Source organism: Ramlibacter cellulosilyticus, from assembly GCF_014297465.1.
Classification (GTDB): Bacteria; Pseudomonadota; Gammaproteobacteria; order Burkholderiales; family Burkholderiaceae_C; genus Ramlibacter; species Ramlibacter cellulosilyticus.
Window position 1 is genome coordinate 190,060 of sequence record NZ_JACORT010000005.1, and the last position, 14,882, is coordinate 204,941.

The window sequence follows — 14,882 nt, forward strand, 5'->3', positions numbered from 1 at the left end:
TACCTCCATGAGCCAAGACCACGACTACGGGTTCGGAACCCGCGCCATCCATGCAGGGGCCATTCCCGACCCCGTGACCGGCGCCCGCGCGACGCCGATCCACCAGACCACCAGCTTCGTGTTCGACTCCGCCGAACACGCGGCGAGCCTGTTCAACCTGCAGACCTTCGGCAACGTCTACTCGCGGATCAGCAATCCCACGGTGGCGGTGCTGGAGGAACGCGTGGCCTCCCTCGAAGGCGGGCGCGCCGCGCTGGCCTGCGCCACCGGCATGGCGGCGCAGATGACGGCGATCCTCGCGATCCTGAAGGCGGGCGACCACATCGTCGCGGCCTCCACGCTGTACGGCGGCACGGTGGGCCAGCTCGGGATCGGCTTCGGGCGCCTCGGCATAGCGACCACCTTCGTCGACCCGGAAGATCCGGAGAACTTCCGCCGCGCGATCCGCCCGAACACGCGCGCCGTGTACGGCGAGACGCTGGGCAACCCGCTGGTGAACGTGCTCGACATCGAGGCCGTCGCGCGCATCGCGCACGAACACGGCCTGCCCCTGATCGTCGACAACACCGTGGCGAGCCCCTACCTGTGCAACCCCTTCGCCTTCGGCGCAGACATCGTCGTGCACAGCGCGACGAAGTACCTGGGCGGACACGGCACCACCATGGCGGGCGTGGTGGTCGAATCCGGCAAGTTCGACTGGGGCAGCGGCCTCGCCCGCGAGAAGTTCCCGGAGATGCTGGAGCCCAGCCGCGCCTACCACGGCGTGAAGTTCTACGAGACCTTCGGCGACTTCGGCTACACGATGAAGGCGCGCATGGAGGTGAACCGCACCTTCGGCGGCGCGCTGTCGCCGCTGAACGCGTGGCTGATCCTGCAGGGCATCGAGACGCTGCACCTGCGCATGCAGGCGCATTGCCGCAACGCGCAGCGCGTGGCGGAGTTCCTGGCAGGCCATCCGCTGGTGTCGTGGGTCAACTACCCCGGCCTGGAAAGCTCGCCGCACCATGCGCTGGCGAAGAAGCAGTTCCGCGCGATCGACGGCCGGCCGGGCGCGTCGGGCATCCTGACCTTCGGCATCCGCGCCGCGGACGCGGTCAAGGCGGGCGAGCGCTTCATCGACGCCTGCGAGTTCATGAGCCACCTCGCGAACATCGGCGACGCCAAGACGCTGGTGATCCACCCCGCTTCGACCACGCACCGCCAGCTGGACGAGGCGGAGCTGGAGCGCGCCGGCGTGCGGCCGGACATGATCCGGTTGTCCGTGGGCATCGAGGAGGTCGAGGACATCCTCTGGGACCTCGACCAGGCCTTGCGCCGGGCCGTGTCGTAGGCTGGGTTGCGCGAAGCGCACCCCAGCATTGCGGCGCGCGAAGCAAGCTGGGGTTCGCTTCGCGAAACCCAGCCTACGGCCCCTACAGCCTCTCCATCCACGCGAACAGCCCCGCAATCGGCTGCCGCTGGTCCTCGCGCACCGGACGCCGCTCCAGCGCCTGGATGCGGAAGCCATGCTCCCGCGCGAGGCGCTGCAGCCCCGCTTCCGAGTGCGCGTACCGCAGGCTGCCGCGCAGCACCACCTCGGCGCCCGTGCTCTCTTCCACGGTGAACGCGAAGAGGCCACCGGGCGGCATGCGCGCCGCGAGCAGCCGGAACACTTCGTCGAGCACGCCGACGTAGATGAAGACGTCGGCGGCGACCACCGCGTCGAAAGGGCCGGCCTGCGCGGCGAGGTACTCCACCACGTCGGCTTGCTGCAGGTCGTCGTACACGCCGAGCGCGCGGGACCTGGCCAGCATCTGCGGCGACAGGTCCACGCCGGTCAGCCGCGTGGCCAGCGGCCGCAGCAGCCTCCCGCACAGGCCCGTGCCGCAGCCCAGGTCCAGCGCATGCGCGAAGCGGCGTCCGGAGGCGGCGAGGCGCTGCACGAGCACGCCCGGCGCGTCGTAGCGCAGCGTCTTCAGGTGCGTGTCGAAGCCGTCGGCGTAGCTGTCGAAGAGGCCTTGCACGTAATGCCGCGGCGGCCGCGGGGGAGCGGCACCGCCTTCGAGGCCGGCGAGGTAGTAGTTCAGCAGTTCCGCGTCGCCGCCGCGCGCCAGCGCTTCCCGGTACGAAGCCGCGGCCTCCTGCGCGCGCCCCAGTTCGCGCAGCACGCTGCCGCGGAACATCCACACGGTGGCCGGCTGCGGGCCGGCGGCGATGGCCCGGTCGAACAGGGGCAGCGCGTCCGGCGTCCGGCCCAGCTCGGCGAGGGCCGTCGCGGCGTGGGCGAGCGCTTCCGGGTTGTCCGGCTCCTGCGCCAGCGCTTCCTCCAGCACGGGCAGCGCCTCCGCCGCCCGCTGCAGCCGCAGGCGCACGGCGCCGAGGTTGGTCAGCACGGAGGGCCGGCCGGGGGCCAGCGAGAGGGCGGCGGCGAACTGCCGCTCGGCCTGCTCCAGCCGGCCGGCTTCGTAATGCGCGACCCCTTCCAGGAAGAACGTGCGCGCCTGCTCCAGGGTCTTGTCCATGTCGGGTCGGGATCATAGGCCCTGCGACAATCGGGGCATGACTTTCGCGCCGCTCGCCAACGACACCTTCCTGCGTGCCTGCCTGCGCCAGGCCACCGACTACACGCCCTTGTGGCTGATGCGGCAGGCGGGCCGCTACCTGCCCGAATACAAGGCCACGCGCGCACGCGCCGGCAGCTTCATGGGGCTGGCCACGAACGTGCAGTACGCGACCGAGGTGACGCTGCAGCCGCTGGACCGCTTCCCGCTGGACGCGGCGATCCTGTTCTCGGACATCCTCACGGTCCCCGACGCGATGGGCCTGGGCCTCAGCTTCGCCGAGGGCGAGGGCCCGAAGCTCGCGCGTCCGCTGCGCGACGAGCAGTCCGTAGCCGCGCTGCAGGTGCCGGACCTGGAGAAGCTGCGCTACGTCTTCGACGCCGTGACATCCATCCGCCGCGCCCTGAACGGCCGCGTGCCCCTGATCGGCTTCTCCGGCAGCCCGTGGACGCTGGCCTGCTACATGGTGGAAGGCGGCGGCTCCTCGGACGACTGGCGCGGCGTGAAGAACATGCTGTACAGCCGGCCCGACCTGATGCACCGCATCCTGGACGTCAACGCCGAAGCCGTCGCTGCGTACCTCAATGCGCAGATCGCCGCCGGCGCGCAGGCGGTGATGGTGTTCGACAGCTGGGGCGGCGCCCTGGCGGATGGCGCCTTCCAGCAGTTCAGCCTGCGCTACACGCAGCAGGTGCTGGCAAAAGTCGAGCGCAGCCGCGGCGGCGTGACCATCCCGCGCATCGTGTTCACCAAGGGCGGCGGCCTCTGGCTGCAGGAAATGGAGAAGCTCGACTGCGACGTGCTCGGCGTGGACTGGACCGTGAACCTCGGACGCGCACGCGCCCTCGTCGGCGGCAGCAAGGCCTTGCAAGGCAACCTGGATCCGGCCGTGCTGTTCGCGCCCCCGGAACAGGTGGCGGCCGAAGCGCGCCGCGTGCTCGACGACTTCGGCACGCCGCACGCCGGCCCGGGCACCGGCCCCACCCACGTCTTCAACCTGGGACACGGCATCAGCCAGCACACGCCGCCGGAACACGTGCATGCGCTGGTGGAGGCGGTGCACACGCATTCGGCACGCCTGCGCGCAAGCAACCCGAAAGCGTGAAAGTCGCGTATCAGGGGCTTCCCTAGCAGACAAGAAGCACGAATCCGTCCGGTCGCGCGCTTGACTTATGCACAAAAACCGTGTTGCGGCGCAGCTAGCCCGGCTTTGGGACGCCCGCGGCGCTTCAAAATCGCTAGCGCTCGTAAGTCGTTGATTTTTCTAGGTTCGGCGAACGGAAAAAATCCGGCACGGCCCAGCCAAGCCCTTGATTTTTCGGGCCCTTCCGGGCACGGAGACGGGCAGTATCAACAAAGTTATCCACAGGAGCGAAGGGGTGGAGGCAAAGTGCAGTGGAATCAACGACTTACTCGGGTTTTCGCGAGTCGGTCTTAAGCATGCCGCCTAAGCGCCCCTACCGATGAGTTGCGTCACGCACGTCATCGTTGCCACGCCCGCGCACAGCGCGCTCGGCGAACCCTTGAGCTACCGCAGTGAGTTGCCACTCGCGCCCGGAACCTTGCTGCGCGTTCCCCTGGGCCAGCGCGAAGTGTGCGGTGTCGCGTGGGAGGCGCCCGCGGAGCCGGACAGTCCCACTCCGGAGCAGCTCAAGCCCGTGCTCGGGCCGCTGGAAGGCCTGCCGCCCCTCTCCGCTGCCTGGCGGCAGCTCGTCGGTTTCGCCGCGGGCTACTACCAGCGCAGCCTGGGCGAGGTGGCGCTGGCGGCCCTGCCGCCCCAGTTGCGTGCGCTGGACGCAACGCAGCTCGCCCGACGCCTCGCCCGCGCGGCCCCACCCGCGCCGGACGCGGCGCCTGCCGCGCGGCCGCAGCTCACGGCCGACCAGCAGCAGGCCCTGCAAGCCATGGCCGGCGACGCCGGCCCTTTCCTCCTGTTCGGCGCGACCGGCAGCGGCAAGACGGAGGTCTACCTGCGTGCGGTCGAAGCCCTGCTGGAGCGCGACGCGGAAGCGCAGGCGCTGGTGCTCGTGCCCGAGATCAACCTCACGCCGCAGCTGCAGGCGCGCTTCGAGGAGCGCTTCGGGGCCGCCGCGGTGGTGTCGCTGCACAGCGGCATGACCAACCCGCAGCGGCTGCGCAGCTGGATCGCGGCGCACCTCGGGCGCGCGCGCATCGTGCTCGGCACGCGCATGGCGATCTTCGCTTCCCTGCCCCGGCTGGGCCTCATCGTCGTCGACGAGGAGCACGACCCGAGCTACAAGCAGCAGGAAGGCGCCCGCTATTCCGCGCGCGACCTCGCCGTGTACCGCGGCCGCCTGGAAGGCGCGAAGGTGATCCTGGGCTCCGCCACGCCTTCGCTGGAAAGCTGGCAGGCCTGCGACCGCGGCCGCTACCGCTGCCTCGAGATGCCGACGCGTGTCGGCGCGGGCTCGCTGCCGGCCGTGCGCATCGTCAACATGAACCACCAGCCGCGCGGCACGCTGTTCTCGCCGCCTCTGCTCGCGGCGATCGGGCAGCGCGTCGCCCGCGGCGAGCAGTCGCTGGTGTTCCTGAACCGCCGCGGCTACGCGCCCGTGCTCGCCTGCACGGCCTGCGACTGGCGCAGCGAATGCAGCCACTGCAGCGCCTACCGCGTGTTCCACAAGATCGACCGCACCCTGCGCTGCCACCACTGCGGCTACACCGAACGGGTCCCGCGCGCCTGCCCGAAGTGCGGCAACGTCGACATCGCCCCGCTCGGGCGCGGCACGGAGCGGCTGGAGGAGCAGCTCGCCGAACTGCTCGCGGACACGCGGCGCCCGGACGGTGGGCCCGTGCGCATCGCGCGCATGGATGCGGACAGCACGCGCCACAAGGGCGCGCTGGAGGAGCAGCTCGCCCAGGTGCACGCGGGCGAGGTCGACGTGCTCGTGGGCACGCAGATGGTGACCAAGGGCCACGACTTCCGCCGCATCACGCTGGTGGCGGCCGTGAACCCGGACGCGGCGCTCTTCTCCAGCGATTTCCGCGCGCCCGAGCGGCTGTTCAGCCTGCTGGAGCAAGCCGCGGGGCGCGCCGGCCGCGATGCCGCGCACGCGGACGCGAGCGAGATGTGGGTGCAGACCTGGAACCCCGAGCATCCGCTGTTCACCGCCTTGAAGCGCCACGATTTCCCGGCGTTCGCCGAGCAGCAGCTGAAGGAACGCCAGCAGGCGGCGATGCCGCCCTTCGCCTACCAGGCGCTGCTGCGGGCCGAGGCGCGCACGCAGGAAGTCGCGCAAGCCTTCCTGCAGGCCGCGGCGTCCGCGAGCGAAGCCCTGACCGGCAGCGACCGCGTGGTCGTCTATGCGCCGGTGCCGATGACGGTGCAGCGCGTGGCGAACGTGGAGCGCGCGCAGCTGCTGCTGGAAAGCGGGTCACGGCCCGCGCTGCAGGCCTTCCTGGCGGACTGGCAGCCGGTGCTGCACGGGCTGCGGATGAAGGGCTTGATCCGGTGGGCGGTGGATGTGGATCCGTTGGCGATTTGAGGCCGATCGGTGGGGTTCGCGGCGCTCACCTGCCGCCGCTGGCGCGGCGCCACCCTACGAACACCGGCGCCGCCTTCTCCGTGGGGGTGGCGCGGCAACGCCGCGCCTGTAGGGTGGCGCGGCGAAGCCGCGGACGGTGAGCGTCAGCGAACCCCACCGTTCTTGATCTGCAACGCCTTGTCGTACAGCTCGTTCTTCGACCCCCCCGTGATCTCCGCCGCCAGCTTGACCGCCGTCTTCAGCGGCAGCTCCGCCAGCAGCAGTCCCAGCACCCGCTGAGCCTCGGCATCGTCCTGCACCCGCGCTTCCGGATGCAGCACGAGGGCGAACTCGCCCCGGCTGCGCTGCGGCGAGGCCTGCACCCACGCCGGCAGCTCCGCGCACGCCAGCGACGCGATCTCCTCGAACTGCTTGGTGAGCTCGCGCCCGACCGTGATCCCGCGCGCACCCAGCGCGGCGAGCGTGTCCGCAAGCGCAGCAATGCGGTGCGGCGCCTCCAGCAGGACCACGGCCCGCGCCTCCTGCCTCAGCGCTTCCACCGCCTGCTGGCGCTCGCCGGCCTTCGCCGGCAGGAAGCCGAAGAACACGAACGCACTGTCCTCCTGCTGTGCCGGCACCGCCGACAGCAGCGTGGTGACGCTGCTGGGCCCGGGCAGCGGCACCACCGGCAGCCCCGCCGCGCGCACGGCGGCGACCACCCGCGCGCCGGGGTCGCTCACGCCCGGCGTGCCCGCATCGCTCGCATACGCCACGCGCTGGCCCTGCTGCAGCCGCGCGACCACCTGCTGCGCGCCTTCGGCTTCGTTGTGCCGGTGCACGCTGAGCCAGGCCCCTTTCTCGATGCCGTAGGCGCGCAGCAGGGCCTGCGTGTGGCGCGTGTCCTCGCACGCGACGGCGTCCACCAATTGCAGGACGTGCAAGGCCCGCAGGCTGACATCCGCCAGGTTGCCGATCGGCGTGGCGACGATATAAAGGGCGCCCGGCGGATAGTGCTGCGCACCGGCCGCCTCGCGTGCGGCCGCCAGTGCGGCGGCGAAGGAAGCGCTCAAGGGGACTCCTGCAATGGCGACCACGAAGCAGCAAGGCGACGCGGCGGAAGACCGCGCTCTCGCGCACCTGCTCGCGCGCGGCCTGCGGCTGGTCGCACGCAATTATCGGACGCCCGGGCGCGGAGGCGGCGAAATCGACCTCATCGTGCGCGACACCGACGGCACGCTGGTCTTCGTGGAGGTGCGCAAGCGCAGCGGCAGCGCCTTCGGCGGCGCGGCGGCCAGCATCGGATGGCGCAAGCGCAGGCGCATCGTGTTCGCGGCGCGGCACTACCTCATGCGGCTGCCTTCACCGCCGCCATGCCGCTTCGACGTCATCAGCATGGAAGGCGGCAGCATCCAGTGGATGCGTGCCGCCTTCGATGCTGGCTGAGGCTGCGCCCGCAGGACGAGCCCCAGCAAGGACGCGTGATCAGCCGCGGTCGCGCTTCGGCGCCATCACGGGAGCGGGCTGCTCCACGGGGGCCGGGGCGGCGCCCATGGACTGGCGCTCTTCGACGATGGGGGCCTGCGCCACTTGGGCCGGCTGCTCCACGACGGCGACTTCGCGCACCGTGGTGACCTGGGCGGTCTGCACCTGGTCGATCAGGCCGGGCACGCCGGTCTCACCCATGGAGGTGAGGTGCGAGCTCTGCTGGCCGGCGCCCAGCGCGGGGTTGGACACGAACGGGTTCGGGGGAACACCCTGAGCCACGGCGACACCGATCACGGCGACAGCGGAAGCACCGGCAACCAGACCGGCAATTTTTTTCAGAACAGCCATTGCAACTTCTCCTAGAACTTGATTTGTGGGAACTCAGAACCTGCGGGCTTGATTGGTTAGCCAGCAAGCGCAAGATTAATGAGCCACAGCGGCGGCGAAGTCAGTTCCGCGCGTGAGCTCGTGTCGGGTCGCGTCCGCCAGCGCGTCGGTCATTCCTTCCCGCATTCGTCCGATAGGGACTACACCTGCCGCGCCACGCGAAACATTGGGACAAAACGGGTAACCGCATGTTCACCGTTGGCTCATGCAGCAGACATTTTTCACGCGGAGGCAGGGGGGTATCATGGAGGGGCCATGCTCGAGCAACGCATACAGCAGAACTTCATCGACAGCGCCGACCTGAAGTACCAGGCGGCGCAGATCCTCAGCAAGCCCATCGCGCAGGCCGTGCAGGCAGTGCTTGCCTGCGTCACGAGCGGTGGCAAGGTGCTCGCGTGCGGCAACGGCGGGTCCGCCGCCGATGCGCAGCACTTCTCCGCCGAATTCGTGGGCCGTTTCGAACGCGAGCGTCCCGAGCTCGGCGCGATCGCGCTCACCACGGACAGTTCCATCCTCACCGCGGTGGCGAACGACTACGACTACGAGCGTGTCTTCTCCAAGCAGGTGCGCGCGCTGGGACAGCCCGGCGACGTGCTGCTCGCGCTCTCCACCAGCGGCAACTCGGCGAACGTGCTCGCGGCCATCGAGGCCGCGCACGAGCGCGAGATGACGGTGGTCGCGCTCACCGGCCGCGGCGGCGGCAAGATGAACGGCGTGCTGCGCGAAACCGACGTGCACATCTGCGTGCCGCACGAGCGCACCGCGCGCATCCAGGAAGTCCACATCCTCGCGCTGCACTGCATCTGCGACGGCGTGGACGCGCAGCTCCTCGGAGACCCGGACCCTCCCGCATGACCCGCAAGACCTTCTCCCTTCCCGTTGCCTCGCTCGCCGCGGCGCTGCTCGCGAGCACGCTGGCGGGCTGCGCGCCGCTGGTGATCGGCGGCGCGGCCGCCGGTGCCGCGATCATGATGAACGACCGCCGCAGCTCCGGCGCGCAGATCGACGACGAGACGATCGAGATGCGCGCGGGCTCGCGCCTGACCGAAGCGTTCGGCGAACGCGCGCACGTGAACGTGGCGAGCTACAACCGGCAGGTGCTGCTCACGGGCGAGGTGCCGAGCGAAGCCGCGAAGCAGCAGGCGGAGCAGATCGTGTCGCGCGTCGATACGGTGCGCTCGGTGGTGAACGAGCTGGCGGTGATGCCGCCGACCTCGCTCACGCAACGCAGCAGCGACGTGTTCGTCACGGGCAAGGTGCGCGCCTCCTTCGTCGACGCCGCCGACCTGCAGGCGCAGGCCTTCCGCGTGGTCACCGAGCGCGGCACCGTGTACTTGATGGGGCGCGTGACGCCGCGCGAAGCCGAGCGCGGCACGAACATCGCGCGCCAGATCCCCGGCGTGCAGCGCGTCGTGCGCATCTTCGAGATCATGTCCCCGGAGGAACTGCGGCAGGCCGGCGTGTCGGTGCCGGGCGGCAGCACCGCGGCGCCGGCGACGGTGGCGCCGACGCCGGCCCCCGCGCCAGCGCGCCCGGTGGATCCCGCCTCCGAGATCCCGCCCGCGGGCGGTGGGGCGATCGCGACGCCGGTGCGATAACCGTCATCCCCGCGCAGGCGGGGACCCAGGAAGAAAGCCCCGCAACGCGGGGCTTTCTTCTTGTTCTTCACAGGATTGCGCGGACATCGAAGACTTCGGAACGCAGAGGTCGCAGAGGTGACGCAGAGATCGCAGAGAAGACCTTCCCCAATATCCTGGCTGTTCTCTGCGACCTCTGCGTGACCTCTGCGACCTCTGCGTTCTCCTGCTTGCGCCCCCACGGAGGTCGGGGGGCGCGCGATCAGCGCAAGCGCCGGATCAGGCTCGACGTGTCCCAGCGGTTCCCGCCCATCGCCTGGATGTCCGCATAGAACTGGTCCACCAGCGCCGTCACCGGCAGGCGGGCGCCGTTGCGCTTGGCTTCGTCGAGCACCAGGCCCAGGTCCTTGCGCATCCAGTCCACCGCGAAGCCGAACTCGAACTTGTCGGCGATCATGGTCTTGCCGCGGTTGTCCATCTGCCAGCTCTGGGCCGCGCCCTTGCCGATCACCTCGAGCACCTGCTCCATGTCCAGGCCGGCCTTCAGGCCGAAGGAGATGGCTTCGGAGAGGCCCTGCACCAGGCCGGCGATCGCCACCTGGTTCGCCATCTTCGCCAGCTGCCCGGCGCCGCTCGCGCCCAGCAGCGTGAAGGCGCGCGCGAAAGCCATGGCGACGGGCTTCGCGGCGTCGAAGGCCGCCTGCTCGCCGCCGCACATCACCGTCAGCATGCCGTTCTGCGCACCCGCCTGCCCGCCCGACACCGGGGCGTCGACGAACTGCAGGCCGCGCTTCTGCGCTTCGGCCGAGAGCTCGCGCGCGACGTTCGCCGAGGCGGTCGTGTGGTCCACGAAGATCGCGCCGGCCTTCATGCCGGCGAACGCGCCCTGCTCGCCCAGCACCACGGAGCGCAGGTCGTCGTCGTTGCCGACGCAGCAGAACACCAGGTCGCAGTCCGCCACCGCCTCGCGCGGCGTCGGCGCGGCGGCGCCGGTGAACTCCTTGCACCAGGCCAGGCGCTTCTCCGCGCTGCGGTTGTAGACCGTGACCCGATGGCCCGCCAGCGCCAGGTGGCCAGCCATGGGAAAGCCCATCACGCCCAGGCCGAGGAAGGCGACCTTGCGCGAGGGAACGGATTCGTAGGTACGGGGGTTGGTGCTTGCCATGCGCGGCACTTTAGCAGCGCAGGAAGCCGGACATCCGAACGCAAAGGGCGCAAAAACTACGCAAAGGACGCAAAAGAGCCAAGGAAAACTTCAAGGGTTTCCCTTTTGCGTCCTTTGCGAATCCTTTGCGCCCTTTGCGTTCGGATGTCCGCTCTCGTCTTCAGACGATCGCCAGGTGCTCCGTGCCCGCCGCCAGGTCCTGCGTCTTCGCGCGCTGGCTGTTCAGCTTGATCTGCAGGCGCAGGTCGTTGACGGAGTCGGCGTTGCGCAGGGCGTCTTCGTAGCTGATGACGTTGTTCTCGTACATGTCGAACAGCGCCTGGTCGAAGGTCTGCATGCCCAGGTTGCGGCTCTTCTTCATGATCTCCTTGATCTCGGAGATCTCGCCCTTGAAGATCAGGTCGGAGATCAGCGGGGAGTTCAGCATGATCTCCACCGCCGCCCCGCGGCCCTTGCCGTCCTGCTTGGGCACCAGGCGCTGCGACACGAAGGCCTTGAGGTTCAGCGACAGGTCCATCAGCAGCTGCGGACGGCGCTCTTCCGGGAAGAAGTTGATCACGCGGTCCAGCGCCTGGTTGGCGCTGTTGGCGTGCAGCGTGGCCATGCACAGGTGGCCCGTCTCGGCGAACGCGATCGCGTGTTCCATCGTTTCGCGGTCGCGGATCTCGCCCATCAGGATCACGTCGGGCGCCTGGCGCAGCGTGTTCTTCAGCGCCGCCTCCCAGCTGTCGGTGTCCAGCCCCACCTCGCGCTGCGTCACCACGCAGTTCTTGTGCGGGTGCACGAATTCGACCGGGTCCTCGATGGTGATGATGTGGCCGTAGCTCTGCTCGTTGCGCCAGTCGATCATGGCCGCGAGCGTCGTCGACTTGCCGGAGCCCGTGGCGCCCACCAGCACGACGAGGCCGCGCTTGGACATCACCACTTCCTTGAGCACCTGCGGCACGCCCAGGCCGTCGATGGTCGGCAGGATCTGCGGGATCACCCGCAGCACCATGCCCACCTTGGCCTGCTGCACGAAGGCGTTCACGCGGAAGCGGCCCACGCCCGGGGGCGAGATCGCGAAGTTGCACTCCTTGGTGCGCTCGAACTCCGCGGCCTGCTTGTCGTTCATGATCGACCGCGCCAGCGCCAGCGTGTGCGCGCCGTTCAGGGGCTGCGGCGAGACCTTGGTCACCTTGCCGTCCACCTTGATCGCGGGCGGGAAGTCGGCCGTGATGAACAGGTCGGAGCCGTTGCGGCCCACCATCAGCTTCAGCAGGTCGTTGATGAATTTCGATGCCTGATCGCGTTCCATGGCGCGCGCTCCTTAACCGGGGAAGTTCTCGGGGATCTTGGCTTTGGCGCGCGCCTCGGCCGGGCTGATCATGTTGCGCTTCACCAGGTCCGTGAGGTTCTGGTCCAGCGTCTGCATGCCCACGCTGTTGCCGGTCTGGATGGCGGAGTACATCTGCGCCACCTTCGCCTCGCGGATCAGGTTCCGGATGGCGGAGGTGCCGATCATGATCTCGTGCGCCGCCACGCGGCCGCTGCCGTCCTTGGTCTTGCACAGCGTCTGCGAGATCACGGCCTGCAGCGATTCCGACAGCATCGCGCGGACCATTTCCTTTTCTTCGGCGGGGAACACGTCGATGATCCGGTCGATGGTCTTGGCGGCGGACGAGGTGTGCAGCGTGCCGAACACCAGGTGGCCCGTTTCCGCGGCGGTCATCGCCAGGCGGATCGTTTCCAGGTCACGCATTTCGCCCACGAGAATGCAGTCCGGGTCCTCCCGCAGCGCGGAGCGCAGCGCGTTGGAGAAGGACAGCGTCATCGGGCCCACTTCGCGCTGGTTCACCAGGCACTTCTTGGACTCGTGCACGAATTCGATCGGGTCTTCCACCGTCAGGATGTGGCCGTACTCGGTCTCGTTCAGGTGGTTGATCATCGCCGCCAGCGTGGTCGACTTGCCCGAGCCCGTCGGGCCCGTCACCAGCACCATGCCGCGCGGCTTGAGCGCGAGGTCGCCGAAGATCTTGGGCGCGTTCAGCTGCTCCAGCGTGAGGATCTTGGAAGGAATCGTCCGGAACACGGCGCCGGCGCCGCGGTTCTGGTTGAAGGCGTTCACGCGGAAGCGGGCCAGCCCCTCGATCTCGAAGGAGAAGTCGCACTCCAGGAACTCTTCGTACTGCTTGCGCTGGCTGTCGTTCATGATGTCGTACACCATGGCATGCACCTGCTTGTGGTCCATGGGGTCGACGTTGATGCGGCGCACGTCGCCGTGCACGCGGATCATGGGCGGCAGGCCGGCCGAAAGGTGCAGGTCCGACGCCTTGTTCTTGACGCTGAATGCCAGCAGCTGGGTAATATCCACGAATCCCTCTTCCTTGTGGTCCTTCCCCGGGCGGCGCCCCGCGCGCACCTGGGCCGGCCCATTATGACGACGATTGCTTTGAACCTCCAGAGCGTGCACGAGCGGATCGCGAGGGCCTGCGCGGCCGCCGGACGCGACGTGAACGAAGTCACGCTGCTGCCTGTCTCCAAGACGTTCGGACCCGACGCCGTGCAGGCGGCGTACAACGCGGGCGAACGCGCCTTCGGCGAGAACTACATCCAGGAAGCCGTCGAGAAGCAGGCGCTGCTCGCGGCCCTGCCCATCGCGTGGCATTGCATCGGCCCGATCCAGAGCAACAAGACGCGGCTCGTGGCCGCGCACTTCGCCTGGGCGCAGAGCGTGGACCGCCTGAAGATCGCGCAGCGCCTCTCGGAGCAGCGGCCCGGCAGCCTGCCGCCGCTGCAGGTGTGCATCCAGGTCAACATCGATGGCGGCCCGAGCAAGTCGGGCGTCGCGCCGGGCGAGGCGCTCGCGCTCGCGCGCCACGTCGCCGAGCTGCCACGGCTCGCGCTGCGCGGGATCATGACGATCCCCGAACCGGCCGGGGACTTCGATGCGCAGGTGGCGGTGCACCGCCGCGCGCGTGCGCTCTACGACGAACTGCGCGCCGCCGGGCTGCCGCTGGACACGCTCTCGATGGGCATGACGGCCGACCTCGAGGCGGCCATCCACGCGGGCAGCACGATGGTGCGGGTGGGGACGGCGATCTTCGGGACGCGTCCGCCCAGGGACTGATTACTTCCTCGCCTGCGGCATCGGCTTCACCGCCCCGCAATCGGCCTTCAGCCACTTGCCGCTGCCTTCCATGGTCATGGTCTCCGGCTTGCGGTCGACCACGGTCTTGAGCGTCATGCGGCTCGTGTAGCTCTCGGGCGTGAAGCTCGCCTCGCCCTCGCCGCTCGAGGGCGGGTTGCTGCAGGTGAAGGCGAAGCGCATCTTGCCGCCGCTGCGCTCGTTGCGGGTGGTCTTGCAGCCGTTCTCCATGGGGATGTCGTTGCGCTCGACCTGCTCCTTCGTGAGGCACATCTGCACGACCATCCCGCCGCCCGCGTCCGGCATCATCTTCACGCCCTGCGCGGCCATCGCGGCCTGCATCTGCTTGCGCTGCTCGGGCGACATCTGCGCCATCTGCTTCTGCAGTTCGGCCATCGCCTGGTCCATCTGGCCGCCGCTGCTCTTGTTGTTCATTTCCCACAGGCCGGGCTTCATGGTCTGGGCGCCCGCGGGCAGGGCCAGCGCCAGGACGGCCGCCGCGGCGTAAAGCTTCTTGTGCATGGTTCTCCTCCGGATGGAAAGCGCGGATTCTGCCGACGCGTGCAGCCGCTGCCTATCACCCGGACGGGCCGCGACCGTGATCAGTTGCGCAAAGGCAGCCGCGTCGTGTCCTTCACCTCCTCCATGACGGCATAGGTGCGCGTCTCGCGCACCCCGGGCAACTGCCACAGCACCGTGCCCGCGAAGTCGCGATAGGCCTGCATGTCGGCCATGCGGGTCTTCAGCAGGTAGTCGAAGCCGCCGGCGACCATGTGGCACTCGAGGATCTGCGGATGCACCTGCACGGCCGCCTTGAAGGCGTCGAAGACGTTGGGCGTGGTCCGGTCCAGGAGCACCTCGACGAACACCAGCATGCCCAGGCCCAGCTTCACGGGATCGAGCCGGGCTTCGTAACCGACGACGTAGCCCTCGCGCGTGAGGCGCTGCACGCGCGCGAGGACGGCGGTCGGCGACAGGGCCACGGCTTCGGCGAGCTTGAGGTTGGAGATGCGGCCGTCCGCCTGCAGGACCTCCAGGATCTTGAGGTCGATGCGATCCAGATCGGCAGCGATTGAGTCCATGCGTCGAATTTCCTTCGGTGATTCTGGCGAAATT

General features: G+C 69.2%; 15 protein-coding genes. 7 read left to right on the top strand and 8 right to left on the bottom strand.

The features are described 5' to 3' along the window. The first annotated feature begins 7 nt into the window (after positions 1-7). A complete protein-coding gene (locus tag H8N03_RS13665) occupies positions 8-1,330 on the top strand; it encodes an O-acetylhomoserine aminocarboxypropyltransferase/cysteine synthase family protein (protein WP_187076738.1) in 1,323 nt (440 codons plus the stop codon). Positions 1,331-1,412: 82 nt separating this feature from the next. Here H8N03_RS13665 and H8N03_RS13670 read toward each other — a convergent pair whose 3' ends face one another. Then, a complete protein-coding gene (locus H8N03_RS13670) occupies positions 1,413-2,501 on the bottom strand; it encodes a tetratricopeptide repeat protein (RefSeq protein WP_187076739.1) in 1,089 nt (362 codons plus the stop codon). A 37-nt stretch (positions 2,502-2,538) separates the two neighbouring features. On the opposite strand from H8N03_RS13670, the gene hemE reads away from it, so the two are divergent. Together hemE and H8N03_RS13680 are read left to right on the top strand one after the other, a co-directional pair. Further along, positions 2,539-3,645, top strand: a complete 1,107-nt coding sequence (gene hemE / locus H8N03_RS13675; RefSeq protein WP_187076740.1) for a uroporphyrinogen decarboxylase — start codon at positions 2,539-2,541, stop codon at positions 3,643-3,645. A gap of 358 nt (positions 3,646-4,003) precedes the next feature. Beyond that, positions 4,004-6,046, top strand: a complete 2,043-nt coding sequence (locus H8N03_RS13680; protein WP_187076741.1) for a primosomal protein N' — start codon at positions 4,004-4,006, stop codon at positions 6,044-6,046. A gap of 143 nt (positions 6,047-6,189) precedes the next feature. Here the strand turns inward: H8N03_RS13680 and rsmI are convergent, their stop codons facing one another. Beyond that, on the bottom strand, positions 6,190-7,095 hold the full coding sequence (rsmI, locus tag H8N03_RS13685; RefSeq protein WP_187076742.1) for a 16S rRNA (cytidine(1402)-2'-O)-methyltransferase: 906 nt from the start codon (positions 7,093-7,095) through the stop codon (positions 6,190-6,192). Positions 7,096-7,108: 13 nt separating this feature from the next. On the opposite strand from rsmI, the gene H8N03_RS13690 reads away from it, so the two are divergent. Further along, positions 7,109-7,468 carry a YraN family protein gene (locus tag H8N03_RS13690; protein WP_187076743.1) on the top strand — a complete coding sequence of 120 codons (360 nt, stop codon included), beginning with the start codon at positions 7,109-7,111 and terminating at the stop codon, positions 7,466-7,468. A 39-nt stretch (positions 7,469-7,507) separates the two neighbouring features. Here H8N03_RS13690 and H8N03_RS13695 read toward each other — a convergent pair whose 3' ends face one another. Further along, positions 7,508-7,759 carry a hypothetical protein gene (locus H8N03_RS13695; protein ID WP_187076744.1) on the bottom strand — a complete coding sequence of 84 codons (252 nt, stop codon included), beginning with the start codon at positions 7,757-7,759 and terminating at the stop codon, positions 7,508-7,510. A 393-nt stretch (positions 7,760-8,152) separates the two neighbouring features. On the opposite strand from H8N03_RS13695, the gene H8N03_RS13700 reads away from it, so the two are divergent. After that, entirely contained in the window at positions 8,153-8,752 is a 600-nt protein-coding gene (locus H8N03_RS13700) for a phosphoheptose isomerase (RefSeq protein ID WP_187076745.1), read from the top strand. Beyond that, on the top strand, positions 8,749-9,495 hold the full coding sequence (locus H8N03_RS13705; protein WP_187076746.1) for a BON domain-containing protein: 747 nt from the start codon (positions 8,749-8,751) through the stop codon (positions 9,493-9,495). The genes H8N03_RS13700 and H8N03_RS13705 overlap by 4 nt, the downstream gene beginning before the upstream one ends. A 241-nt stretch (positions 9,496-9,736) precedes the next feature. Here the strand turns inward: H8N03_RS13705 and H8N03_RS13710 are convergent, their stop codons facing one another. From H8N03_RS13710 to H8N03_RS13720, 3 genes are all read right to left on the bottom strand, one after another. Beyond that, positions 9,737-10,639: an NAD(P)-dependent oxidoreductase gene (locus H8N03_RS13710; protein WP_187076747.1), complete on the bottom strand. Its 903-nt coding sequence runs from the start codon at positions 10,637-10,639 to the stop codon at positions 9,737-9,739. 160 nt (positions 10,640-10,799) lie between these two features. Next, positions 10,800-11,936 (bottom strand): PilT/PilU family type 4a pilus ATPase, encoded by a 1,137-nt coding sequence (locus H8N03_RS13715; RefSeq protein ID WP_187076748.1) that lies wholly within the window; start codon positions 11,934-11,936, stop codon positions 10,800-10,802. Positions 11,937-11,948: 12 nt separating this feature from the next. Beyond that, positions 11,949-12,992, bottom strand: a complete 1,044-nt coding sequence (locus tag H8N03_RS13720; protein ID WP_187076749.1) for a type IV pilus twitching motility protein PilT — start codon at positions 12,990-12,992, stop codon at positions 11,949-11,951. A gap of 63 nt (positions 12,993-13,055) precedes the next feature. Between H8N03_RS13720 and H8N03_RS13725 the strand changes: the two genes are divergently transcribed. Next, on the top strand, positions 13,056-13,748 hold the full coding sequence (locus tag H8N03_RS13725; protein ID WP_187076750.1) for a YggS family pyridoxal phosphate-dependent enzyme: 693 nt from the start codon (positions 13,056-13,058) through the stop codon (positions 13,746-13,748). Here the strand turns inward: H8N03_RS13725 and H8N03_RS13730 are convergent, their stop codons facing one another. Further along, positions 13,749-14,288 (bottom strand): DUF3617 domain-containing protein, encoded by a 540-nt coding sequence (locus H8N03_RS13730; protein ID WP_187076751.1) that lies wholly within the window; start codon positions 14,286-14,288, stop codon positions 13,749-13,751. A gap of 80 nt (positions 14,289-14,368) precedes the next feature. Then, the gene (locus H8N03_RS13735; protein ID WP_187076752.1) at positions 14,369-14,848 is read right to left on the bottom strand and encodes an Lrp/AsnC ligand binding domain-containing protein; all 480 of its coding nucleotides are present in this window, start codon (positions 14,846-14,848) and stop codon (positions 14,369-14,371) included. Positions 14,849-14,882 lie beyond the last annotated feature (34 nt).